Below are 24,729 nucleotides of genomic sequence, written 5' to 3'. Positions count from 1 at the left end.
CCCTCACCTTTTGCTTTTCTCTCCGAGCCGCTTTCCATATCTGTTAACGCATAAAAAACTCTGCTGGCGTTCACAAATGCGCAGGGGTAAAACGTTTCCTGTAGCACCGTGAGTTATACTTTGTATAACTTAAGGAGGTGCAGATGCGTATTACCATAAAAAGATGGGGGAACAGTTCAGGTATGGTCATTCCTAATGTTGTGATGAAAGAACTTAACTTACGGCCGGGGCAGAGCGTGGAGGCGCAAGTGAGCAACAATCAACTGATTCTGACACCCATCTCCAGGCGCTACTCGCTTGATGAACTGCTGGCACAGTGTGACATGAACGCCACGGAACTTAGCGAGCAGGATGTCTGGGGTAAATCCACCCCTGCGGGTGACGAAATATGGTAAAGAAAAGTGAATTTGAACGGGGAGACATTGTGCTGGTTGGCTTTGATCCAGCAAGCGGCCATGAACAGCAAGGTGCTGGTCGACCTGCGCTTGTGCTCTCCGTTCAAGCCTTTAATCAACTGGGAATGACGCTGGTGGCCCCCATTACGCAGGGCGGAAATTTTGCCCGTTATGCCGGATTTAGCGTTCCTTTACATTGCGAAGAAGGCGATGTGCACGGCGTGGTGCTGGTGAATCAGGTGCGGATGATGGATCTACGCGCCCGGCTGGCAAAGCGTATTGGTCTGGCTGCGGGTGAGGTGGTGGAAGAGGCGTTATTACGTTTGCAGGCGGTGGTGGAATAAGGTGTGTTTATTTATCGCGGGCATAAAAAACCCCTACTAACCGAAGCCCGGCGTTCAGGGTTATTACGCTAGAAGAACTTATTTATTCTTTGCGCGCTCGAAGGAGGCAACGATTTCAGCTTTAGCGGCTTCTGCGTTTTCCCAGCCTTCAACTTTCACCCACTTGCCTTTTTCGAGGTCTTTGTAGTGCTCGAAGAAGTGAGCGATTTGCGCTTTCAGCAGCTCTGGCAGATCGTTAACGTCTTTAATGTGATCGTATTCTTTGCTCAGCTTGGTGTGCGGAACAGCAATCAGTTTCGCATCTTCACCGGCTTCGTCGGTCATTTTCAGTACGCCAACCGGACGGCAGCGGATCACAGAACCCGGCTGCAGCGGGTACGGAGTCGGGACCAGTACGTCAACCGGGTCACCGTCCAGAGACAGGGTGTGGTTGATGTAACCGTAGTTGCACGGATAGAACATCGCGGTGGACATGAAGCGGTCAACGAACAGTGCGCCGCTCTCTTTGTCGATTTCGTATTTGATCGGATCTGCGTTAGCCGGGATCTCAATAACAACGTAGATGTCTTCCGGCAGATCTTTACCCGCAGGGACGTTGAGTAAGCTCATGTCTGTTTCCTTTAAAAATATGTGGCAAACAAGTGCCGAGTATTATAGCCAACTCGCGCCGAATGTCTTCGCTTGTTTTCTTCTTCATTTTCCTTTTTAGCCAGTTTTAAGGTGGTTTAAAGAGCAGGAAAATCCATAACCGTAGCCGCATTTTTCATAGTGAGATGAAAGCGATTACAAACTTGTGATTAACGTTTTATTTACTTTTTTGAAGTGTGATGTAACGCAATCCGTTACATAACGAATTGTCTATAGTTTTTTCGCGAACATCTTTTCACCAATAATAATTACCCCGACGAGGACAACCCTATGTGGAAACGCTTACTTGTAGTCTCTGCAGTCTCGGCAGCCATGTCGTCTATGGCGTTGGCCGCTCCATTAACCGTTGGATTTTCGCAGGTCGGATCGGAATCCGGCTGGCGCGCCGCAGAAACCAATGTGGCGAAAAGTGAAGCCGAAAAGCGCGGAATTACGTTGAAAATTGCCGATGGTCAGCAAAAGCAGGAAAACCAGATTAAAGCGGTACGTTCCTTCGTCGCGCAAGGGGTGGATGCGATCTTTATCGCTCCAGTGGTAGCGACCGGTTGGGAGCCGGTATTAAAAGAGGCGAAAGATGCCGAAATCCCGGTCTTCTTGCTCGATCGTTCCATCGATGTGAAAGACAAATCTCTCTATATGACCACCGTGACTGCCGACAACATCCTCGAAGGTAAGTTGATCGGTGACTGGCTGGTAAAAGAAGTGAATGGCAAACCGTGTAACGTGGTGGAGTTGCAGGGCACCGTTGGAGCCAGCGTCGCCATTGACCGTAAGAAAGGCTTTGCCGAAGCCATTAAGAATGCGCCAAACATCAAAATTATCCGCTCGCAGTCTGGTGACTTTACCCGTAGTAAAGGCAAAGAAGTGATGGAGAGCTTTATCAAAGCGGAAAACAACGGCAAAAACATCTGCATGGTTTACGCCCATAACGATGACATGGTGATTGGCGCGATTCAGGCAATTAAAGAAGCGGGCCTGAAACCGGGCAAAGATATCCTGACAGGCTCTATCGACGGCGTGCCGGACATCTACAAAGCGATGATTGATGGCGAAGCGAACGCCAGCGTTGAACTGACGCCGAACATGGCAGGCCCCGCTTTTGATGCGCTGGAGAAATACAAAAAAGACGGCACCATGCCTGAAAAGCTGACCCTGACCAAATCCACCCTTTATCTGCCTGATACCGCAAAAGAAGAGTTAGAGAAGAAGAAAAATATGGGGTATTGAGGGGCATCAATGCCTGATGCCGACTTGTGGGCCGCCGGATAAGGCATTCACGCCGCATCCGGCGGTTGTGCGAGATGCCTGATGCGACGCAGTTGTGTCTTATCTGGCGCACGCTTTACAACGGGGGAAACTATGAATACTAACCAACACCAGGAAATCCTCCGCACCGAAGGATTAAGTAAATTTTTCCCCGGCGTCAAAGCGTTAGACAACGTTGATTTCAGCCTGCGCCGTGGTGAAATCATGGCGCTGCTCGGTGAAAACGGGGCGGGAAAATCAACGCTAATCAAAGCATTAACCGGTGTCTACCACGCCGATCGTGGCACCATCTGGCTGGAAGGCCAGACTATCTCACCGAAAAATACCGCCCACGCACAACAACTCGGCATCGGCACCGTCTATCAGGAAGTCAACCTGCTACCCAATATGTCGGTCGCTGATAATCTATTCATAGGTCGCGAACCCAAACGTTTCGGCCTTCTACGCCGTAAAGAGATGGAAAAGCGCGCCACCGAACTGATGGCATCTTACGGTTTCTCCCTCGACGTGCGCGAACCGCTCAACCGCTTTTCAGTCGCGATGCAGCAAATCGTCGCCATTTGCCGGGCTATCGATCTCTCTGCCAAAGTGCTGATCCTCGATGAACCCACCGCCAGCCTCGACACTCAGGAAGTAGAGTTACTGTTTGGCCTGATGCGTCAGTTGCGCGATCGCGGCGTCAGCCTGATCTTTGTCACTCACTTTCTCGATCAGGTCTATCAGGTCAGCGATCGGATCACCGTCTTACGCAACGGCAGTTTCGTAGGCTGTCGGGAAACCCGCGAGCTACCGCAGATCGAACTGGTAAAAATGATGCTGGGGCGCGAGCTGGACACCCACGCGCTACAGCGTGCCGGACGAACATTGCTGAGCGACAAACCCGTTGCCGCGTTCAAAAATTACGGCAAAAAAGGAACGATCGCACCGTTTGATCTCGAAGTACGCCCCGGCGAGATCGTTGGCCTGGCAGGCTTGCTGGGATCAGGACGTACCGAAACCGCCGAAGTGATCTTCGGGATCAAACCTGCTGACAGCGGCACGGCGTTGATCAAAGGCAAACCGCAAACCCTGCGATCGCCACATCAGGCTTCGGTACTGGGTATCGGCTTCTGCCCGGAAGACAGGAAAACCGATGGCATCATCGCTGCCGCCTCGGTGCGGGAAAATATCATCCTCGCTCTCCAGGCCCAGCGCGGCTGGCTACGACCGATTTCCCGCAAAGAACAGCAAGAAATTGCCGAACGCTTTATCCGCCAGCTTGGCATTCGCACACCTTCAACTGAACAACCGATTGAATTTCTCTCCGGCGGCAATCAGCAAAAAGTGTTGCTTTCACGTTGGCTACTGACCCGACCGCAATTTCTGATCCTCGATGAGCCAACCCGCGGCATTGATGTTGGTGCCCACGCCGAGATCATCCGCCTGATTGAAACGCTGTGCGCCGATGGACTGGCGCTGCTGGTGATCTCCTCCGAACTGGAAGAACTGGTGGGCTATGCCGATCGGGTGATTATCATGCGCGATCGCAAACAGGTGGCGGAGATCCCGCTGGCAGAGCTTTCCGTTCCGGCGATCATGAACGCCATTGCGGCGTAAGGAGAACAGTGTGATGCCTCAATCTCTCCCGGACACTACGCCGCCGAAAAGGCGTTTTCGCTGGCCAACAGGAATGCCGCAGCTGGCGGCACTGTTGCTGGTGCTGCTGGTCGATAGCCTGGTGGCCCCGCATTTCTGGCAGGTGGTGCTTCAGGATGGGCGTTTGTTCGGTAGCCCTATCGACATTCTTAATCGCGCCGCCCCCGTTGCGCTGTTGGCGATTGGTATGACGCTGGTGATCGCCACTGGTGGGATTGATCTCTCCGTGGGGGCGGTGATGGCTATCGCCGGAGCCACAACGGCTGCGATGACGGTCGCGGGATTCAGCCTGCCGATTGTTTTGTTAAGCGCCCTGGGCACTGGCATCCTGGCGGGATTGTGGAACGGCATACTGGTAGCGATCCTCAAAATTCAGCCGTTTGTCGCCACCCTGATCCTGATGGTCGCCGGGCGCGGCGTGGCGCAACTGATCACCTCCGGACAGATCGTCACATTTAACTCACCGGATCTCTCCTGGTTTGGCAGCGGATCGCTGTTGTTCCTGCCAACACCAGTCATTATTGCGGTACTGACGCTTCTCCTCTTCTGGCTGTTGACCCGCAAAACGGCGCTGGGGATGTTTATCGAAGCCGTTGGTATCAACATTCGGGCGGCAAAAAATGCCGGAGTTAACACGCGAATCATCGTCATGCTCACCTACGTGTTGAGCGGGCTGTGTGCGGCGATTGCGGGCATTATCGTGGCGGCGGATATTCGCGGTGCCGATGCCAACAACGCCGGATTATGGCTGGAGCTGGACGCCATTCTTGCAGTGGTTATTGGCGGTGGATCGCTGATGGGCGGGCGCTTTAACCTGCTGCTTTCGGTGGTGGGGGCGCTGATTATTCAGGGAATGAACACCGGAATTTTGCTTTCTGGCTTTCCGCCGGAGATGAACCAGGTGGTGAAAGCGGTGGTGGTGCTTTGCGTGCTGATTGTTCAGTCGCAACGCTTTATCAGTCTGATTAAAGGGGTACGTAACCGTGATAAAACGTAATTTGCCACTGATGATCACCATCGGCGTCTTTGTGTTGGGTTATATCTACTGTCTGACCCAGTTTCCCGGTTTTGCTTCCACAAGAGTGATCTGCAATATCCTGACCGATAACGCCTTTCTTGGGATAATCGCCGTTGGCATGACCTTTGTGATCCTCTCCGGTGGGATCGATCTCTCCGTCGGTTCGGTGATCGCCTTTACTGGCGTGTTTCTGGCAAAAGTGATTGGCGATTTCGGCCTCTCGCCGTTGCTGGCGTTTCCGCTGGTGTTGGTGATGGGCTGTGCCTTCGGCGCATTTATGGGGCTTCTGATTGACGCCCTGAAGATCCCGGCGTTTATCATTACCCTTGCGGGAATGTTCTTTTTGCGTGGCGTCAGCTATCTCGTTTCGGAAGAGTCGATCCCGATAAACCATCCTGTTTATGACACGCTCTCAAGTCTTGCGTGGAAAATCCCTGGCGGCGGTCGCTTAAGTGCGATGGGACTGCTGATGCTGGCGGTGGTGGTTATCGGCATATTCCTCGCGCATCGTACCCGTTTTGGTAATCAGGTATACGCCATTGGCGGCAACGCAACGTCGGCAAACCTGATGGGGATTTCCACTCGCAGCACCACTATTCGCATTTATATGCTCTCCACCGGACTGGCAACGCTGGCGGGGATTGTCTTCTCGATTTATACCCAGGCCGGATATGCACTGGCGGGCGTAGGTGTGGAACTGGATGCTATCGCCTCAGTGGTAATTGGCGGTACGCTTTTGAGTGGTGGCGTTGGAACGGTATTAGGGACGCTTTTTGGCGTGGCGATTCAGGGACTGATTCAGACTTACATAAACTTTGATGGCACGCTGAGTTCCTGGTGGACGAAAATCGCCATCGGTATTTTGTTGTTTATTTTTATAGCATTACAGCGTGGATTAACGGTGCTGTGGGAGAATCGTCAGAGTTCGCCTGTGACAAGAGTCAACATTGTGCAGCGATAAAAACGCCTCTCCGTGTGGAGAGGCGCAGGAGATTACGCGTCCGGGAACTCACGGATAAAGCGTTCGACATCTTCAACCATATGGTCGTTGCCGACAAAGAACGAACGGCGCTGGTGCAGGGTTTCCGGGATGATATCCAGAATACGCTCTTTGCCATCGCTCGCTTTACCGCCTGCTTGTTCCGCCAGGAATGCCATCGGGTTGCACTCATACAGTAAACGCAGTTTACCGTCCGGGTGGCTGGCGGTGCTTGGGTAGAGATAAATACCGCCTTTCAGCAGGTTACGGTGGAAATCCGCGACCAGTGAACCGATATAACGTGAGGTATACGGGCGATTGGTAGACTTATCTTCTTCCTGGCAGAATTTAATGTACTTCTTCACCCCGTTCGGAAACTTAATGTAGTTTCCTTCGTTGATGGAGTAGGTTTTGCCTTTCTCCGGGAAGCGCATCCGTTCCTGGCACAGGCAGAAAACGCCCAGCGAAGGATCGTAAGTAAAGGCGTGAACACCGCATCCGGTGGTGTAAACCAGCATGGTAGAGGAGCCGTATACCACGTAACCTGCCGCAACCTGTTTGTTACCAGGCTGGAGGAAATCTTCTTCCGTTACCGGCGTGCCAACAGGTGTAACGCGGCGGTAGATGGAGAAAATGGTACCGACAGAGACGTTAACATCGATGTTGGACGAGCCATCCAGGGGGTCCATCAGCACCACGTATTTTGCGTGTTCACAGCCTTCAAAGACGACAATCTCATCTTCTTCTTCAGAGGCAATGCCCGCAACGATATCGCGTGCTTTCAGTGCGGCTTTCAGTTTTTCATTAGCGAACAAGTCGAGTTTCTGCTGAACCTCGCCCTGCACATTCTCAGCACCGCTGGCACCCAGGATATCAACCAGTCCTGCTTTGTTGATATCGCGATGGATAATCTTGGCGCCCAGTTTTATTGCCGACAGCAAAGCAGTGAGCTCACCGGTAGCATGAGAAAACTCGTGCTGCTTTTCGACAATAAATTCACCTAACGTTTTCATAAAACTTTCCCTGCAATGTTTATGGAGTAAAGCGACCGCAACAATCTTAACAAATAATCTCAATGTTGCGCTCAGGTGAATCGCGCCAGCAAATTGCGGATTATCCTGAAATGCGTTTCTCACTTGCCCGACATATGCGTAAAATGAGCGGCAGATTAAAAAAGGATAGTGACGTATGCGCATTCATATTTTAGGAATTTGTGGCACGTTTATGGGCGGTCTGGCGATGCTGGCGCGCCAGTTAGGCCATGAAGTAACGGGTTCGGACGCCAATGTGTATCCGCCGATGAGCACCTTACTTGAGAAGCAAGGCATTGAACTGATTCAGGGTTACGATGCCAGCCAGCTCGACCCGCAGCCGGATCTGGTGATTATTGGCAACGCCATGACCCGTGGAAATCCGTGTGTGGAAGCGGTACTGGAAAAAAACATCCCTTATATGTCAGGTCCGCAGTGGCTGCACGATTTTGTGCTGCGTGACCGCTGGGTGCTGGCCGTTGCCGGTACACACGGCAAAACCACCACGGCGGGAATGGCGACCTGGATTCTGGAACAGTGTGGTTACAAACCAGGATTTGTGATCGGCGGTGTGCCGGGGAACTTTGAGGTCTCGGCGCGTCTGGGCGAAAGCGACTTCTTTGTTATCGAAGCGGATGAGTACGACTGCGCCTTCTTCGACAAACGCTCTAAATTTGTCCATTACTGCCCGCGTACGCTGATCCTCAACAACCTTGAGTTCGATCACGCCGATATCTTTGACGACCTGAAAGCGATCCAGAAACAGTTCCACCATCTGGTGCGTATCGTTCCGGGGCAGGGCCGTATTATCTGGCCGGAAAACGACATCAACCTGAAACAGACCATGGCGATGGGCTGCTGGAGCGAGCAGGAGCTGGTGGGCGAGCAAGGTCACTGGCAGGCGAAAAAGCTGACCACTGACGCTTCTGAATGGGAAGTCTTGCTGGATGGCGAAAAAGTGGGCGAAGTGAAATGGTCGCTGGTAGGCGAACATAATATGCACAATGGCCTGATGGCGATTGCGGCGGCTCGCCATGTTGGTGTAGCGCCGGCAGATGCCGCTAACGCGCTGGGTTCGTTTATTAACGCTCGTCGCCGTCTGGAATTGCGTGGTGAAGCAAATGGCGTCACGGTATATGACGATTTCGCCCATCACCCGACGGCGATTCTGGCAACGCTGGCGGCGCTGCGTGGCAAAGTTGGTGGTACGGCGCGCATTATTGCTGTGCTGGAACCGCGCTCGAATACCATGAAAATGGGGATCTGCAAAGACGATCTGGCACCTTCATTAGGTCGTGCCGATGAAGTCTTCCTGCTGCAACCGGCGCATATTCCGTGGCAGGTGGCAGAAGTGGCAGAAGCCTGCGTTCAGCCTGCACATTGGAGCGGCGATGTGGATACGCTGGCAGATATGGTGGTGAAAACCGCTCAGCCTGGCGACCATATTCTGGTGATGAGCAATGGCGGTTTTGGTGGGATCCATCAGAAACTGCTGGATGGACTGGCGAAGAAGGCGGAAGCTGCGCAGTAATTTGGCCTCAGCCTGATATAGCATTGCCGGATAAGGCGTTTACACCGTATCCGGCAAACCATACTCACATCAACAACGAAAATTACCCTTCGTTTTCCGCTAACTCACGCAGATATTGGAAAATCTGGCGCGCGGATTTCGGCGGCTTATTCCCTTCTTTCTCTTTCTTCGCGTTGCGGATCAGAGTACGCAGTTGCTGACGATCGGCATCGGGCCACAGATTTAATACTTCAGCAATGGCGTCATCACCCTGGTCGATCAGACGATCGCGCAGGTTTTCCAGTTTATGGAACAACACCACCTGCTGGTTGTGGCGATTTTTCAGCTTATCCAGCGCCTGACGGATCGGTTCAACATCGCGCTGGCGCAGCATCTTACCGATGAGCTGCAACTGGCGGCGGCGACCTTCCATCTTAATACGCTGGGCTAACTCAATAGCCGCACGCAGATCCGCATCTAACGGGATCTTATCCAGCGCGTTTTTCCCCAGATCAACAATTTCCGCGCCAAGGCGTTTTAGCTCCTCGGCATCACGTTTAATTTCACTTTTACTGACCCAGATAATTTCATCGTCTTCGTCTTCGATGTCATCACCGGGAACGTCGTCGAGCCAGTCTTCGGGCTGCTTAGTCATCTCAGGCTCCTTAAAAAAAGAGGCTAATGTTACCAGTTAAGATGCGCACTGAAAAACGGTTCTCTGTTAGACTTCAGAGAAACTCTCTACATTATGGCACTTGCAATGAAAGTAATCTCTCAAGTTGAAGCGCAGCGCAAGATTCTGGAAGAAGCAGTTTCGACTGCGCTGGAGTTGGCCTCAGGCAAATCGGACGGTGCAGAAGTTGCCGTCAGCAAGACCACCGGCATTAGCGTAAGCACGCGTTATGGTGAAGTGGAGAATGTTGAATTCAATAGCGATGGCGCGCTGGGGATCACCGTTTATCACCAGAACCGTAAAGGTAGCGCATCGTCTACCGATTTAAGCCCGCAGGCCATTGCCCGCACCGTACAGGCGGCGCTGGATATTGCCCGTTACACTTCGCCAGATCCGTATGCAGGCGTGGCAGACAAAGAACTGCTGGCTTTTGACGCACCGGATCTCGACTTGTTCCACCCTGCGGACGTTTCTCCGGATGAAGCCATTGAACTGGCGGCTCGCGCGGAACAGGCGGCATTGCAGGCGGACAAACGCATCACCAATACCGAAGGCGGTAGCTTTAACAGCCACTACGGTGTCAAAGTTTTCGGCAACAGCCACGGCATGTTGCAGGGTTACTGCTCTACGCGTCATTCGCTCTCCAGCTGTGTAATTGCCGAAGAAAATGGCGATATGGAGCGTGATTACGCCTACACCATTGGCCGTGCGATGAGCGATCTGCAAACGCCAGAGTGGGTTGGGGCCGACTGTGCTCGCCGCACTTTATCGCGTCTGTCACCGCGTAAACTCTCCACCATGAAAGCGCCGGTCATTTTTGCCAATGAAGTGGCAACCGGGCTTTTTGGGCATCTGGTGGGGGCGATAGCGGGTGGATCGGTTTACCGTAAATCCACCTTCCTGCTGGATTCGCTGGGTAAACAAATTCTGCCGGACTGGCTGACCATTGAAGAGCATCCGCATCTGCTGAAAGGGCTGGCCTCTACGCCATTCGACAGCGAAGGTGTGCGCACCGAGCGTCGCGATATTATTAAAGATGGCATTCTGACTCAGTGGCTGCTGACCAGCTACTCGGCGCGGAAACTGGGGCTGAAAAGCACTGGACACGCAGGCGGTATTCACAACTGGCGGATTGCCGGACAAGGGCTAAGCTTCGAACAAATGCTCAAAGAGATGGGTACCGGGCTGGTGGTGACGGAGCTGATGGGCCAGGGCGTGAGTGCCATTACCGGTGATTATTCCCGTGGTGCAGCGGGCTTCTGGGTAGAGAATGGCGAAATTCAGTATCCTGTTAGTGAAATCACCATCGCAGGTAATTTGAAAGATATGTGGCGCAATATTGTCACCGTCGGTAATGATATTGAAACACGCAGTAATATACAGTGTGGTTCTGTGCTGTTGCCGGAGATGAAAATCGCCGGGCAGTAAAAAAACTGGCGCGACCTGCCGCGCTATAAACTAAAAAATTACACAAAATCATTCGCACTGCATCGAGACGGAAAGTGAATGAGAGCCGGGGAGCGTACTCGTAGTACGTGACTCGGGCGAATGAGCGTAGCCGTCGATGAGGCAGTGTGAAGGATGAAGTGTAAATAAAAAAGGAAGTGAGCAATGCGTAAAAGCCTGTTAGCTATTCTTGCAGTCTCCTCATTGGTATTCAGTTCGGCGTCGTTTGCCGCTGATCTGGAAGACAATATGGAAACCCTCAACGACAATTTAAAAGTGGTCGAAAAAGCCGATAACGCGGTGCAAGTCAAAGACGCGTTAACTAAAATGCGCGCTGCGGCGCTGGATGCGCAAAAAGCGACGCCGCCGAAGCTTGAAGGCAAATCACCGGACAGCCCGGAAATGAAAGACTTCCGCCACGGTTTCGATATTCTGGTCGGTCAGATTGACGACGCGCTGAAGCTGGCAAATGAAGGTAAAGTAAAAGAAGCGCAGGCTGCCGCAGAGCAACTGAAAACGACCCGCAACGTCTATCACCAGAAGTATCGTTAATTCTTTATTGGGCGGTGAAACGTTACCGCCCAACGCTTTCTTCTCCCTTCGTAAAATCACCGCAATATCTATCTTCACCACGGCATATTCCTGCGTGTCGTCCTCATTTTTGCGAGGCGTTTTCCAGAAATGAATGTAATGCATATGTAATGCTATAATGCATTACACTTTTCATAATTACCGGAGGCATAATGGCCACACTTAACGTCCGCCTGGATGACAAACTGAAAAATGAGGCTTATGCGGTGCTGGAAAAATTAAATATTACGCCTACTGAAGCAGTGCGGCTGCTGTTTCAGTACGTTGCGGAAAATGGACGAATGCCGGTAAAAACGCTCACTGTCAGTGATAGTGAAGAAGCCTTGTTACGCACTGTCAGGGAACGACTTTCCAACCCACAAGAGGCCATTAAGGTCCGACTGGATGAACTATGAGCTGGCGTTTGATCCGCGGGCGCTGAAAGAGTGGCAAAAACTGGGCGTGACAGTCCGGGAACAATTTAAAAAAAAGCTTGAGGATGTGCTGAAAAGGCCGCGCAATCCATCGGCTAAACTGCGGGATTTACCGGACTGCTACAAAATTAAGCTGCGCACACTGGGATATCGCCTGGTCTATTCCGTCAATGATAAAGAGTTACTCGTGTTGGTGATAGCTATTGGTAAGAGAGAGAACTCAGCCGTTTATGAAGACGCGACAAAACGGCTGGATGAGTGACTAACGTAAATGATGCACCACCTGATTGCTGCTGCCGCGCCAGATCAGGGAAGGGTCTTTTAAATCCTGCACAAATTTGCCGTCGACCAGCACGTTAATCAAATCAACAACCTGCATTTGCGTAGCGTTGAGTTCGTCGAGTTTATAGCCTGTCCACACCCAGATGTCTTTACCCGGACACTCGGCGCGGATGCGTTGTACCAGTTTCAGAATATCCGGCACGTTTTGCGGATGCAGCGGATCGCCGCCGGAGAGGGAAATACCCTGGCGTTTGATGCGAGTGTCATTCAGATCGTTAATGATCTGGTCTTCCATTGCTTTGGTAAATGGCTGACCGGAATTTACCCGCCATGTGCTTTTGTTATAGCAACCGGGGCATTCATGAACACACCCGGAGACAAACAGGGTGCAGCGAGTGCCGGGGCCGTTGACGATGTCGACAGGATAGTACTGATGAAAGTTCATTTTCGCTTCTCAATTGACGCCATGACTGCTCTGGTGCGTACGGGCGAAGTCCCCCGATGCTACGGCCACCTTGCGACGACACCAACTGGCCAGAGGCAATTCATTATGTCGGGAATCAGGAAGGGGCACGGAACGGTACCCTCTCCCTTGAGGGAGAGGGTTAGGGTGAGGGGGAAGGATTAACCTATCTGCCCATTCCCCAAATGTTTAACGCGGCGCTTAACTTCTTCCTGCTTACCAGCGTTAAACGGACGCGCATCCGGGCTACCTAAATATCCGCACACGCGGCGAGTCACCGACACACGGGAGGTGTCATGGTTACCACATTTCGGACAAGTGAAGCCTTTGCTGGTGCACTCAAACTCGCCGGTAAAGCCACACTCGTAGCATTCATCGATCGGTGTGTTGGTGCCGTAATACGGTACATGCTGATAGCTGTAATCCCAGACATCTTCCAGCGCCTTCAGGTTGTGCTGAATGTTTGGATACTCGCCATAGCAAATGAAGCCACCGTTCGCCAGTGGCGGGTAAGGCGCTTCAAAGTCGATCTTGTCGTACGGGTTCACCTTCTTCTCCACATCGAGGTGGAAACTGTTGGTGTAGTAACCTTTATCGGTCACGCCCGGCACCACGCCAAACTCAGCGGTATCGAGACGGCAGAAGCGGTCGCACAGGTTCTCACTCGGCGTACTGTAGAGGCTGAAACCGTAGCCCGTTTCTTCTTTCCACTGATCCACCGCCTGACGCAGACGCTCAACAATCGCAATACCTTTCGCGCGCAGCTGCTCGTTGTCGTAAACATGCTCGCCGCCGAACAGCGCGTTAATGGTTTCGTGGATGCCGATGTAACCCAGCGAAATAGACGCACGACCGTTTTTGAAGATTTCAGAAACGTCGTCGTCAGCATTCAGACGCACGCCACAAGCGCCTTCCATATAGAGGATCGGGGCTACGCGCGCTTTCACGCCTTCGAGACGAGCGATACGGGTCATCAGTGCCTTACGTGCCAGCACCAGACGTTCATCCAGCAGCTTCCAGAAGGTGGCTTCATCGCCTTTTGCTTCCAGCGCAATACGCGGCAGGTTCAGGCTGATCACGCCGAGGTTGTTACGACCATCGTGGATCTGCTCGCCGTTTTCATTTTCCCACACGCCGAGGAAGCTGCGGCAGCCCATCGGGGTTTTAAACGAACCGGTGACTTTCACTACCTGATCGTAGTTCAGGATATCCGGATACATGCGCTTGCTTGCGCACTCCAGCGCCAGCTGTTTGATGTCGTAGTTCGGATCGCCTTTTTTATGGTTCAGGCCATCGCGAATCGCAAACACCAGTTTCGGGAACACCGCCGTTTTACGGTTTTTACCAAGGCCTGCGATACGGTTACGCAGGATAGATTCCTGAATCAGGCGCGATTCCCAGCTGGTGCCCAGACCAAAACCAAAGGTCACAAACGGTGTTTGACCGTTGGCGGTGTGGAGGGTGTTTACTTCGTACTCCAGCGACTGGAAGGCATCGTAGCACTCTTTGATGGTACGAGAGTTAGCGTAGCCTTCGGCGTCCGGGATGTTCCACTCTTCTGCGGTCTTGCGATGTTTGTTGTAGCTGGCGGTGACAAACGGTGCCAGCACTTCATCGATACGGTTAATGGTGGTGCCGCCATAAATATGGCTGGCGACCTGAGCAATAATCTGCGCAGTTACAGCGGTTGCCGTAGAGATCGACTTCGGCGGTTCAATCTCGGCGTTCCCCATTTTAAAGCCCTGGGTCAGCATGCCTTTCAGGTCGATCAACATGCAGTTGAACATCGGGAAGAACGGTGAGTAATCGAGATCGTGATAGTGAATATCGCCACGCTCATGTGCCTGCACCACGTCACGCGGCAGCAGGTGCTGGCGTGCATAGTGTTTAGCCACGATCCCGGCCAGCAGGTCGCGCTGGGTTGGAATCACCTTGCTGTCTTTGTTGGCGTTTTCGTTGAGCAACGAGGAGTTGGTCTGCTCGACCAGACCACGGATCTCCTGGTTCAGGCGACCGCGTTTTTCACGTTCAATGTCGCGATCGTGACGGTACTCGATGTAAGCACGAGCCAGCTGTTTGTATGGCCCCGACATCAGCTGGTTTTCAACTGCGGTCTGGATCTCATTGATATCCACCTGGTTGCGGCCCTGCATCTGCTCGCTGACAACCGCAGCAACAGTGGCGCAATAATCGGCATCATCGACTTCCGCTGCTTTAGCTGCACGCAGAATCGCTTCTTTGATGCGCTCTGATTTAAACGGCACTTTGCAGCCGTCTCGTTTCATCACATGCGGTGTCATGATCGCTCCATATTTTTAAGAACAGGTTATCCACAGAAATTGGGAAAGGCGTTTTCCGGTTTTTTCGTTTCGTTTTCCGGTGCTTTCCGCAATCGCCATCCGCTTATCCACAACGCCGCACCTTTTTCGTGGGGAGCTGTAGTAGCAATTATAGTCGATTAATACAACATATTGGGTTGGGACGCATTTTAAAGTCTATATATAGTGCTTTGCATCAAGGATGTTTGAACTTTTTTTGATGTAGCTCAAAGTAAAAAGCAGAGCGTACGGATGACGGGCGCTACAGCGATATGTAAATTTTTTAATGAATTTTTTGATTATAAAATCAACAAAAACAACATGCTGACAGGCAAAACCCCGGAATGACAGGCATTACCGGGGCTTAGCGAAGATTTACTTCTGTAACCACCAGACAGCCTCAAAAGGCCGTAAAGTCATGGCACAGGGTTGTGGTGAGGCTTCTTCGTAGTTATGCATCACAAGCTGCCAGTTGCCGCGCATTTTCCCTGGCTGCCAGGGTTGGGTCTCACGGCTAAGGTTGGCAATGACCAGCAAGGTTTGCCCCTTCCACTCACGGCGATAGCACCACAATACAGGGCTGTTTGGCAGCAGATCCTGGTAATCGCCCCATGTCAGGACGGCTTCATGCTTACGCAGTGCGATTAACTTTTGGTAGGTGTAAAACACCGAGGACTCATCGGCCAGCGCTGCTTCTACGTTGATTTCCTGATAGTTATCGCCCAGGCCAATCCACGGTTCGCCAGCCGTAAACCCGGCATTATCGCCGTTGGTCCATTGCATGGGTGTGCGACTGTTGTCACGGGATTTACTGGCGAGGATTGCCAATAACTCGTCGGCATCACGACCATCGTTGCGCAGCTCGGCAAACATATTGAGGCTCTCCACGTCGCGATAGTCAGTAATGCGCGTGAAATGTGGGTTGGTCATGCCAATCTCTTCGCCCTGGTAGATATACGGCGTTCCCTGCATGCCATGCAGCACCATCGCCAGCATTTTTGCCGCAGGCACGCGGTATTCACCTTCATCACCAAAGCGAGAAACAATGCGCGGCTGATCGTGGTTACACCAGAACAAGGCATTCCATGCCACGTTGTGCATTCCTTGTTGCCAGTGGCGGAACAATGTTTTCAACGCCACAAAGTCAGGTTTAGCCAGCGTCCATTTCTCACCACCGGGATAATCGACCTTCAGGTGATGAAAATTAAAGGTCATCGACAATTCACTGCCTGTCAGTGCCGCGTATCGCTGGCAATGCTCAAGGCTGGTGGAGGACATTTCACCTACGGTCATTAACCCGCGTGGCGTAAACACATCGCGGTTCATCTCGTGCAAAAATTCGTGTGCTCGTGGCCCGTCGGTGTAGAAGCGACGCCCGTCGCCATCCAGGTCTTCAGGGTAACGCGGGTCTTTGGAGATCAGATTCACCACATCCAGGCGCAACCCGTCGACCCCACGATTGGCCCAGAACTCACAGACTTTTTTCAGCTCTGCGCGTACCGCTGGATTCTCCCAGTTGAGATCCGCCTGTTCTGGTGCAAAGAGATGCAAATAGTACTGTTCGCTTTCTGCATGCCAGCGCCACGCACTACCACCGAATTTTGAACGCCAGTTGTTCGGTGGCGTTTCTGGTTCTCCATCGCGCCAGATATAAAACTGGCGGTAAGGGCTTTCTTTGTTCAGCGCCTCACGAAACCAGGCATGTTGGGTAGAAGTATGATTAAACACCATATCGAGAATGATACGAATCCCGCGCGATTTTGCCTGCGTCACCAGTTCGTCAAAATCGTCCAGCGTGCCGTAGGTGGGATCAATCGCCGTATAGTTCGCTACATCGTAACCGTTATCGACCTGCGGAGAGACATAAAAGGGGGTTAGCCAGATGGCATCAACGCCCAGTTTATGCAGATAGTCCAGGCGTTGGATAACGCCACGTAAATCGCCGGTGCCGCTACCCGTGGTGTCCTGAAAACTCTTTGGATAAATCTGGTAGATAACGCCGTTTTGCCACCAGTGGGGAAGATGAGTCATTACGTTATTCCTGCAAATGCGAGGGGGCGAAATTGCGCCCCGAAGAAAATTAAACAATGTCCAGCGTGCCCAGGCGGTATTTCCGCTGATAGATAAACGAGGTGAGTACAATCGGGATGATGATGGCGATAGCCATTGCCAGCGCAAACACCTGCCAGTAGTTCGGCTGAATGGAGAGGATGCCCGGCAGGCCGCCTACGCCGATGCCATTCGCCATAACGCCGTTCAGGCCGCATAGCAATCCTGCCAGACCAGAACCAATCATCGCGCACAGCATCGGGAAGCGATATTTTAGGTTGATGCCGTACATAGCAGGCTCAGTGACCCCAAGCCAGGCGGAGATAGCGGCAGGCACGGAGATCTCGCGTTCATTGTGCTTGCGGCTGGAAATGATAATACCTATCACGGCGGAGCCCTGAGCGATATTCGACAGCGCAATCAGCGGCCACACTGGCGTGCCACCCATGCTTTGAATCATCTGCAAATCAATAGCAAGCGTGGTCTGGTGTACGCCGGTGATCACCAGTGGGGCGTACAGGAAGCCAAACAATGCCGCGCCAATCGGAGCAAAGCTGCCGGTCATCAGGTGACGTACCGCAAAGGCAACGCCATCGCCAATCATGCGACCAAACGGACCAATCAGCGCATGGGCGAGGAACACCGCGAGGATCAGCGAACAGACGGGCACCACCACCAGATAGAGGTAATCCGGCACGATGCGTTTAAGGCGAGTTTCAATAACGCCCAGCGCCAGCCCGGCTAACAGTGCCGGGATCACCTGCGCCTGATAGCCCACTTTGGCGATGCTGAACATGCCAAAGTCCCATACTTCCGGCAGCTGCTGCCCGAGCAGATAAGCGTTCATCAGCTGTGGAGAAACCAGTGTCACGCCAAGCACGATACCAAGGATCGGCGTGCCGCCCATTTTTTTCACCGCTGACCAGCAAATCCCGACCGGTAGGTAGAAGAAGATCGCTTCACCGATCAACCACAGAAAATCGTAGATCGTTTGCAGGGAAGGGTACATTTGCGCCAGCGTTTGACCGTTGCTCATGGGCAAATCGCCGATCACATTGCGAAAACCGAGGATCAAACCGCCGCTAATCAACGCGGGCAGCAACGGGAAGAAAATCTCCGCGAAATGAGAGATCAACTGCTCATGCCATTTCATATTCTGCCGGGCGGCTTTTTTTACCTGCTCTTTATCAACCTGCGCCTGTCCGGTTGACGCTATCAGTGCTTGATAGTAATCACCCACGTTGGTGCCAATCACCACCTGAAATTGCCCGGCATTGGTGAAACAGCCTTTCACCATGGGGAGTTGCTCAATTTCTTTCGGTCTGGCATTGGCCGGTTGGTTGAGGACAAAGCGCAGACGAGTAATACAGTGGCTCACCGTCGCAATATTGCCGCGCCCGCCGACCAGTTCAATCAACCGATCGATATCCGTTTGGTTTATTTTGCTCATCATAAAGCCCCATGGCAGATGACATTTTTGGTTGGCTGCAGAATATATTGCGCGGAAAAATTTAAAAACGGGAACGTTCCCGAAACGCAGCGAAGATCACAATTTATCGTTCAGGAAACGATCAGGACAGGGTGGCGGGGATGATGATTTGTTGCGGTTCGCTGCGCCCGGTGACCTGCGCGATCAACTGGCAGGCCGCCTGGCGTCCAGCTTCGGCGTAACCGGGATCTACGGTGACGATCTCCGGATGGAGGAATTTCATTAACGGTGTATTACCGACGCTCGCCAGTTGCAAGGTGTCGATGCGTTGCTCTTGCAGGTATTTACTTGCGCCAAGTGCCAGCGTGTCGGTTGCGCACAGTAACGCGGTAGTTTCAGGCGTAATCACTTTTGCTACGTTCTCATAGCCTTGCTTCATAGCAAGCCCTGGCAGAGCGGCAACAGGATGCAATTTATGCGCTTTGCAGAACGCCAGGTAGGCTTCGTGACGTCGCTTACCGGTCGTCACGTCACTATGCGGCACGCCGAGATAACTGATATTACGATGCCCCTGGTCATACAGCCGTTGCATCAGGATCTTGATTGCCCCTTCGTCGTCATAACAGACCGAAGCAAAGCCTTTTGCGTCACGCGCCAGCAGAACCAGCGATGACTGCCAGTGGGCTAACATTTCTTCTGTTATGCCGGTAAAACCGAACAGCACTACGCCGTCGATATTACGCCGTTTCAGGACCCCCAAATGTTCGGCAACTAATTGTGGGGAAAACTGACTTTCCATCATGATTGGATCGTAACCTTGTTCATAGAACGCTGGCAGCATGGTTTGAACGGCGAGATTTTCTGACAACGAATCCAGACGGGTAACAATGATGGCGACCACTTTATCGCTTTGCCCACGCATAGCGCGCGCAGAGCGGGAAGGGGAAAATCCATGCTGATTCATCACTGCTTCAACACGCTCGCGCGTGCGCTGGCTCACGCCGCTTTCGTTATTCAGCACCCGGGAAACCGTAGATTTCCCCACGCCGCTTAAGCGCGCGATGTCTTTGATGGTCAGCCGATTTTGCATCCTGTTGTCCCGTAACGTGTTGTTTAATTATTTGAGCCTAACTTTACCCGTGCATTCAGCAATGGGTAAAGTCTGGTTTATCGTTGGTTTAGTTGCCAGCAGGTATTATATCGCCATAGATGCTACGAATATTATTGGATTCTCCTTATTATTTGCGGCGCTTTTTTCACTTACCGGAGGTTATATGGAACCTGATCCCACGCCTCTCCCTCGACGGAGATTAAAACTTTTCCGGTAAGCCCGTCTTTTCACGGCGTTACCGGATGCGTAAGGCCGTGACGTTTTAACGTCCCTGCTCAGCTTTATTACCTTCAGGTAAGGCTTCGCCACGCCTGAAGACATTTCTGTACTGTTTCAGACAGTGCGGAGGGACTCCTTATGTTTAAAGAAATTTTTACCCGGTTCATTCGCCATTTACCTTCCCGTCTGGTTCATCGCGATCCATTGCCTGGCGCGCAGCAGACAGTGAATACGGCGGTCCCGCCGTCCTTAAGTGCGCATTGCCTGAAAATGGCGGTGATGCCCGAAGAAGAATTGTGGAAAACGTTCGACACCCATCCGGAAGGATTAAATCAGGCGGAAGTGGAATCTGCCCGCGAACAACATGGTGAAAATAAATTACCCGCACAACAACCGTCGCCGTGGTGGGTTCATTTATGGGTCTGCTATCGCAACCCCTTTAATATTTTACTCACCATTCTCGGCGCTATTTCTTACGCCACGGAAGATTTATTTGCCGCGGGCGTTATCGCGCTAATGGTCGCTATTTCTACGTTGCTGAACTTTATTCAGGAAGCACGTTCCACTAAAGCGGCAGATGCCCTGAAAGCGATGGTCAGCAATACTGCGACGGTGCTGCGCGTAATTAACGACAAAGGCGAAAATGGCTGGCTGGAGATCCCGATCGACCAGCTGGTGCCCGGCGATATTATAAAACTGGCGGCAGGGGATATGATCCCGGCAGATTTACGTATCTTGCAGGCGCGGGATCTGTTCGTCGCTCAGGCGTCGCTAACCGGTGAGTCTCTGCCCGTAGAAAAAGCCGCTACCACTCGCCAGCCGGAGCACAGCAATCCGCTGGAGTGCGACACCCTGTGTTTTATGGGCACCACCGTGGTGAGCGGCACGGCACAAGCAATGGTGATTGCCACAGGTGCCAATACCTGGTTTGGTCAACTGGCGGGGCGTGTTAGTGAGCAGGAAAGCGAGCCGAATGCCTTTCAGCAAGGGATCAGCCGCGTCAGTATGCTGCTGATTCGCTTTATGCTGGTGATGGCTCCGGTGGTGTTGCTTATCAACGGTTACACCAAAGGCGACTGGTGGGAAGCGGCACTGTTTGCGCTTTCGGTCGCGGTAGGCTTAACGCCAGAAATGTTGCCGATGATTGTTACCTCGACGCTGGCGCGCGGCGCAGTAAAGCTGTCGAAACAGAAAGTGATCGTCAAGCATCTGGATGCCATTCAGAACTTTGGCGCAATGGATATTCTGTGCACTGATAAAACCGGCACCCTGACGCAGGACAAAATTGTGCTGGAGAATCATACCGATATCTCCGGTAAAACCAGCGAACGCGTGCTGCATAGCGCGTGGTTGAACAGTCATTACCAGACCGGGCTTAAAAACCTGCTTGATACCGCGGTGCTCGAAGGTACGGATGAAGAGTCAGCGCGCTCGCTGGCCAGCCGTTGGCAAAAAATTGATGAGATTCCGTTTGATTTCGAGCGTCGTCGGATGTCGGTGGTTGTGGCAGAAAATACCGAACACCATCAGCTGGTTTGCAAAGGCGCATTGCAGGAAATCCTCAATGTGTGTTCGCAGGTGCGTCACAATGGCGAGATTGTGCCGCTCGATGACATTATGCTGCGTAAGATTAAGCGGGTTACTGATACGCTGAATCGTCAGGGGCTGCGCGTGGTTGCGGTGGCGACGAAATACCTGCCAGCGCGTGAAGGAGATTACCAGCGGGCGGATGAATCCGACCTGATCCTCGAAGGATATATTGCTTTCCTTGATCCGCCAAAAGAGACAACAGCTCCGGCACTGAAGGCATTAAAAGCGAGTGGAATTACCGTAAAAATCCTTACTGGCGACAGTGAGTTAGTTGCAGCGAAAGTGTGCCATGAAGTGGGGCTGGACGCGGGAGAGGTGGTCATTGGTAGTGATATTGAAACGCTATCTGACGACGAACTGGCAAATCTCGCACAGCGCACCACGCTGTTTGCTCGTCTGACGCCGATGCATAAAGAACGCATCGTAACGTTGCTGAAGCGCGAAGGGCATGTGGTTGGCTTTATGGGCGATGGTATTAATGATGCGCCCGCCTTACGCGCTGCGGATATCGGCATTTCTGTGGATGGCGCGGTAGATATTGCCCGTGAAGCGGCTGATATCATCCTGCTGGAAAAAAGCCTGATGGTGCTGGAAGAGGGGGTTATTGAGGGACGTCGCACTTTCGCCAACATGCTGAAATACATCAAAATGACGGCGAGCTCTAACTTCGGTAATGTGTTCAGCGTGCTGGTGGCGAGTGCTTTCTTGCCCTTCCTGCCGATGTTGCCGTTACACTTGCTTATTCAGAACCTGCTGTACGATGTGTCACAGGTGGCGATCCCGTTTGATAACGTCGACGACGAGCAAATTCAAAAGCCGCAGCGTTGGAATCCGGCGGATCTGGGGCGCTTTATGATCTTCTTCGGACCGATCAGCTCGATCTTCGATATTCTGACGTTTTGCCTGATGTGGTGGGTATTCCATGCCAACACGCCGGAAACGCAAACGCTGTTCCAGTCGGGCTGGTTTGTGGTGGGATTACTGTCGCAAACGCTGATTGTGCATATGATCCGCACCCGTCGTGTACCGTTTATTCAGAGCTGTGCATCGTGGCCGTTAATGATCATGACCGTGATCGTGATGATTGTCGGGATCGCATTGCCGTTTTCACCGCTGGCCAGTTATCTACAGCTGCAGGCGCTGCCGTTAAGCTATTTCCCGTGGCTGGTTGCGATTCTGGCAGGGTATATGACGTTAACCCAGTTGGTGAAAGGGTTCTATAGCCGTCGTTACGGCTGGCAATAAAGAATCAACTGGACATGGTGACCCGGATTCAGATTGCAGACAAAGTGAGTTTTGTTCATGCCGGATGCGGCGTAAATGCCTTATCCGGCCAATAAATTCAATAAATTGCAGGAATCACGTAGGCCTGATAAGCGTAGCGCATCAGGCGATTTTGCGTTTGTCATCAGACTTAATCCGGGCATGATAGCCCGGATTTCCATCAAGATTAGCGACGAACAGCGATCGCTTCGATCTCAATCTTCACGTCTTTCGGCAGACGGGCTACTTCAACGCAAGAACGTGCCGGGAAGGTGGCGTTGTGTTCGGTGAAGAAGGCTTCGTAGGTAGCATTAACGGTTGCGAAGTCGTTCAGATCTTTCACAAACACGGTGGTTTTAACGATATCGCCCACTTTCAGGCCAGCGGCTTCGACGATCGCTTTTACGTTATCCAGCGACTGACGTGCCTGTGCAGCGACGTCTGCCGGTACTTCACCCGTTTTCGGATTTACCGGGATCTGACCGGAGGTGATGATCATATTGCCCAGATCAACGCCCTGTACGTAAGGACCGATAGCTGCCGGTGCATTTTCCGTCGCGATAGTTTTGCTCATGATTTCTCCTTTATTACAGCGGTAAAAAGTCTGGCTCATTATAGGGAGCCAGACTTTTATTACCAACCGCAATTAATTGGCCAGCACCACATTATGGGAAAACTCTTTTTCACAGTATTTGCATTTGAGCGCGATGTCATTGGCGCGTTTTCGCACGGCAAAGCTGGATGAAACCGGTTCGGCATGGCTGATACAGTTGCTGTTCGGGCAGATCAGCACATTGTCGATGCGCTCCGGCAGGCTGGGGCGCGATTTACCCACCACTTCATAGTTGTCGATACGGTTAACCGTGGCTTGCGGTGCATATAACGCCAGCTGATCAACCTGATCCTCACTTAAAAAGGTATTTTCGATTTTGATCAAATCTTTGCGGCCCATCTCGCCAGAAGGCAGGTTCAGACCAATGGTGATGCGCTGATCCGTTTCGGTCAGCTTGAACAGACTCAACAGCTTAAAACCGATCTGGGCGGGGATATGGTCAATTACCGTGCCGCGTTTAATAGCTTCAACCTGCAATTTATTATCGTGTGTCATCTCTATTTCCCCTTACAGTACCAGATCGCGATTCAGAACCAGTGCCAGTAACGCCTGGCGAGCGAAAATCCCGTTGCCTGCCTGCTGGAAGTACCAGGCGTGAGGCGTTTTATCCACATCCGTCGCAATCTCATCAACACGCGGCAGCGGATGCAGCACTTTCATATTGGCTTTGGCGTTGTGGAGATCGCTGGCGCGAAGAACAAACTGCGCTTTCACGTTGGCGTACTCGGACGGGTCCAGACGCTCTTTTTGCACGCGGGTCATGTACAGGATGTCTACTTCCGCCATCACTTCTTCAATAGAGCTGTGCAGACTCCAGGCGATCCCTTTTTCATCGAGCATATCCAGAATGTATTGCGGCATTGCCAGCGCATCCGGCGCGATAAAGTAAAAACGGTTGCCGTCGAACTTCGCTAACGCCTGAGTCAGGGAGTGAACGGTGCGGCCATATTTCAGGTCACCAACCATTGCGACGTGGAGATTGTCCAGACGCCCCTGGGTTTCCTGAATGGTGAATAAGTCCAGCAAGGTTTGCGTCGGATGTTGGTTGGAGCCATCACCGGCATTCAGTACCGGTACATTGCCAGAAAATTCGGTGGCCAGGCGCGCCGCACCTTCCTGCGGATGACGCATCACTATCGCATCGACGTAAGTGCTGATAACCGAAATGGTATCGGCCAGCGTTTCGCCTTTTTTACCCAGTGATGTATTGGCGCTGTCGGAGAAGCCCACCACGCTGGCACCCAGGCGGTGCATGGAAGTTTCGAAAGAGAGGCGGGTACGGGTAGAGGCTTCGAAGAAACAGCTGGCAATGACTTTGTGCTTCAACAGCTCTGGTTGCGGGTTTGCTTTCAGTTTCGCCGCTGTCGCCAGCACCAGATTAAGGTCATCGCGACTAAGGTCGTTTATGGAAATGATATGTTTCTGATATAGCGGATTAGCCAT

At 52.3% G+C, this 24,729-nt stretch carries 23 protein-coding genes and 1 pseudogene; 13 read left to right on the top strand and 11 right to left on the bottom strand.

Translation table 11 applies throughout. From position 1 onward, the window contains the following. The first annotated feature begins 143 nt into the window (after window positions 1-143). Entirely contained in the window at window positions 144-395 is a 252-nt protein-coding gene (gene chpS, locus ACJHX7_RS16020; protein ID WP_001223213.1) for a type II toxin-antitoxin system antitoxin ChpS, read from the top strand. After that, a complete protein-coding gene (gene chpB / locus ACJHX7_RS16015; protein WP_000239581.1) occupies window positions 389-739 on the top strand; it encodes an endoribonuclease toxin ChpB in 351 nt (116 codons plus the stop codon). Before chpS ends, chpB begins: the two co-directional genes overlap by 7 nt. A 78-nt stretch (window positions 740-817) precedes the next feature. Here the strand turns inward: chpB and ppa are convergent, their stop codons facing one another. Beyond that, window positions 818-1,348, bottom strand: a complete 531-nt coding sequence (gene ppa, locus ACJHX7_RS16010; protein ID WP_000055072.1) for an inorganic diphosphatase — start codon at window positions 1,346-1,348, stop codon at window positions 818-820. Window positions 1,349-1,657: 309 nt separating this feature from the next. Here ppa and ytfQ point away from each other — a divergent pair, with 309 nt between their 5' ends. The 4 genes from ytfQ (at window position 1,658) to yjfF (ending at window position 6,267) form a co-directional block, all read left to right on the top strand. After that, window positions 1,658-2,614 carry a galactofuranose ABC transporter substrate-binding protein YtfQ gene (ytfQ, locus tag ACJHX7_RS16005; protein ID WP_000265933.1) on the top strand — a complete coding sequence of 319 codons (957 nt, stop codon included), beginning with the start codon at window positions 1,658-1,660 and terminating at the stop codon, window positions 2,612-2,614. A gap of 132 nt (window positions 2,615-2,746) precedes the next feature. Continuing rightward, on the top strand, window positions 2,747-4,249 hold the full coding sequence (gene ytfR, locus ACJHX7_RS16000) for a galactofuranose ABC transporter, ATP-binding protein YtfR (RefSeq protein WP_001600915.1): 1,503 nt from the start codon (window positions 2,747-2,749) through the stop codon (window positions 4,247-4,249). A 13-nt stretch (window positions 4,250-4,262) separates the two neighbouring features. Further along, window positions 4,263-5,285 (top strand): galactofuranose ABC transporter, ATP-binding protein YtfT, encoded by a 1,023-nt coding sequence (gene ytfT / locus ACJHX7_RS15995; RefSeq protein WP_001298067.1) that lies wholly within the window; start codon window positions 4,263-4,265, stop codon window positions 5,283-5,285. Then, window positions 5,272-6,267 (top strand): galactofuranose ABC transporter, permease protein YjfF, encoded by a 996-nt coding sequence (yjfF, locus tag ACJHX7_RS15990; RefSeq protein ID WP_000595994.1) that lies wholly within the window; start codon window positions 5,272-5,274, stop codon window positions 6,265-6,267. The genes ytfT and yjfF overlap by 14 nt, the downstream gene beginning before the upstream one ends. A 32-nt stretch (window positions 6,268-6,299) precedes the next feature. Here yjfF and fbp read toward each other — a convergent pair whose 3' ends face one another. Continuing rightward, window positions 6,300-7,298: a class 1 fructose-bisphosphatase gene (fbp, locus tag ACJHX7_RS15985; protein ID WP_000853753.1), complete on the bottom strand. Its 999-nt coding sequence runs from the start codon at window positions 7,296-7,298 to the stop codon at window positions 6,300-6,302. A 175-nt stretch (window positions 7,299-7,473) separates the two neighbouring features. On the opposite strand from fbp, the gene mpl reads away from it, so the two are divergent. Next, the gene (gene mpl / locus ACJHX7_RS15980; protein WP_001219792.1) at window positions 7,474-8,847 is read left to right on the top strand and encodes a UDP-N-acetylmuramate:L-alanyl-gamma-D-glutamyl-meso-diaminopimelate ligase; all 1,374 of its coding nucleotides are present in this window, start codon (window positions 7,474-7,476) and stop codon (window positions 8,845-8,847) included. Between the two features lie 82 nt (window positions 8,848-8,929). Here the strand turns inward: mpl and yjgA are convergent, their stop codons facing one another. Continuing rightward, window positions 8,930-9,481, bottom strand: a complete 552-nt coding sequence (gene yjgA, locus ACJHX7_RS15975; RefSeq protein WP_000166270.1) for a ribosome biogenesis factor YjgA — start codon at window positions 9,479-9,481, stop codon at window positions 8,930-8,932. Window positions 9,482-9,574: 93 nt separating this feature from the next. Between yjgA and pmbA the strand changes: the two genes are divergently transcribed. The 4 genes from pmbA to ACJHX7_RS15955 all read left to right on the top strand — a co-directional run bounded on the left by pmbA (window position 9,575) and on the right by ACJHX7_RS15955 (window position 12,211). Further along, window positions 9,575-10,927, top strand: a complete 1,353-nt coding sequence (gene pmbA / locus ACJHX7_RS15970; protein ID WP_016242696.1) for a metalloprotease PmbA — start codon at window positions 9,575-9,577, stop codon at window positions 10,925-10,927. A gap of 183 nt (window positions 10,928-11,110) precedes the next feature. After that, complete coding sequence (gene cybC, locus ACJHX7_RS15965) at window positions 11,111-11,497, top strand: cytochrome b562 (RefSeq protein ID WP_021576676.1); 387 nt, start codon at window positions 11,111-11,113, stop codon at window positions 11,495-11,497. Window positions 11,498-11,688: 191 nt separating this feature from the next. Next, window positions 11,689-11,931: a type II toxin-antitoxin system RelB/DinJ family antitoxin gene (locus ACJHX7_RS15960; RefSeq protein ID WP_032172221.1), complete on the top strand. Its 243-nt coding sequence runs from the start codon at window positions 11,689-11,691 to the stop codon at window positions 11,929-11,931. Beyond that, a complete protein-coding gene (locus ACJHX7_RS15955) occupies window positions 11,921-12,211 on the top strand; it encodes a type II toxin-antitoxin system RelE family toxin (protein WP_001105432.1) in 291 nt (96 codons plus the stop codon). The genes ACJHX7_RS15960 and ACJHX7_RS15955 overlap by 11 nt, the downstream gene beginning before the upstream one ends. Here ACJHX7_RS15955 and nrdG read toward each other — a convergent pair whose 3' ends face one another. From nrdG to treR, 5 genes and pseudogenes are all read right to left on the bottom strand, one after another. Further along, entirely contained in the window at window positions 12,212-12,676 is a 465-nt protein-coding gene (nrdG, locus tag ACJHX7_RS15950; protein WP_032172223.1) for an anaerobic ribonucleoside-triphosphate reductase-activating protein, read from the bottom strand. Window positions 12,677-12,855: 179 nt separating this feature from the next. Next, window positions 12,856-14,994: an anaerobic ribonucleoside-triphosphate reductase gene (gene nrdD / locus ACJHX7_RS15945; protein ID WP_000187799.1), complete on the bottom strand. Its 2,139-nt coding sequence runs from the start codon at window positions 14,992-14,994 to the stop codon at window positions 12,856-12,858. A 393-nt stretch (window positions 14,995-15,387) separates the two neighbouring features. Then, the gene (treC, locus tag ACJHX7_RS15940) at window positions 15,388-17,043 is read right to left on the bottom strand and encodes an alpha,alpha-phosphotrehalase (RefSeq protein ID WP_089582899.1); all 1,656 of its coding nucleotides are present in this window, start codon (window positions 17,041-17,043) and stop codon (window positions 15,388-15,390) included. A gap of 49 nt (window positions 17,044-17,092) precedes the next feature. Continuing rightward, entirely contained in the window at window positions 17,093-18,514 is a 1,422-nt protein-coding gene (gene treB / locus ACJHX7_RS15935) for a PTS trehalose transporter subunit IIBC (RefSeq protein ID WP_089582898.1), read from the bottom strand. A gap of 118 nt (window positions 18,515-18,632) precedes the next feature. Next, window positions 18,633-19,583 (bottom strand): annotated as a pseudogene (gene treR, locus ACJHX7_RS15930) (trehalose operon repressor TreR); the annotation flags it as partial. 181 nt (window positions 19,584-19,764) lie between these two features. On the opposite strand from treR, the gene mgtL reads away from it, so the two are divergent. Beyond that, a complete protein-coding gene (mgtL, locus tag ACJHX7_RS15925) occupies window positions 19,765-19,818 on the top strand; it encodes a mgtA regulatory leader peptide MgtL (protein WP_001387276.1) in 54 nt (17 codons plus the stop codon). 140 nt (window positions 19,819-19,958) lie between these two features. Further along, window positions 19,959-22,655: a magnesium-translocating P-type ATPase gene (gene mgtA / locus ACJHX7_RS15920; RefSeq protein ID WP_000471847.1), complete on the top strand. Its 2,697-nt coding sequence runs from the start codon at window positions 19,959-19,961 to the stop codon at window positions 22,653-22,655. A gap of 205 nt (window positions 22,656-22,860) precedes the next feature. Here the strand turns inward: mgtA and ridA are convergent, their stop codons facing one another. The 3 genes from ridA to pyrB all read right to left on the bottom strand — a co-directional run bounded on the left by ridA (window position 22,861) and on the right by pyrB (window position 24,729). Then, window positions 22,861-23,247 (bottom strand): 2-iminobutanoate/2-iminopropanoate deaminase, encoded by a 387-nt coding sequence (ridA, locus tag ACJHX7_RS15915; RefSeq protein WP_000047539.1) that lies wholly within the window; start codon window positions 23,245-23,247, stop codon window positions 22,861-22,863. 72 nt (window positions 23,248-23,319) lie between these two features. Further along, window positions 23,320-23,781: an aspartate carbamoyltransferase regulatory subunit gene (gene pyrI / locus ACJHX7_RS15910; RefSeq protein ID WP_000148579.1), complete on the bottom strand. Its 462-nt coding sequence runs from the start codon at window positions 23,779-23,781 to the stop codon at window positions 23,320-23,322. Window positions 23,782-23,793: 12 nt separating this feature from the next. After that, on the bottom strand, window positions 23,794-24,729 hold the full coding sequence (gene pyrB, locus ACJHX7_RS15905) for an aspartate carbamoyltransferase (RefSeq protein ID WP_000013046.1): 936 nt from the start codon (window positions 24,727-24,729) through the stop codon (window positions 23,794-23,796).

The sequence above is a fragment of the Escherichia sp. WS1451 genome (genome assembly GCF_046487365.1).
GTDB lineage: Bacteria > Pseudomonadota > Gammaproteobacteria > Enterobacterales > Enterobacteriaceae > Escherichia > Escherichia coli.
The sequence above is the reverse complement of the archived record's forward strand: the minus strand, read 5'-3'. Positions and strand labels throughout refer to the sequence as shown.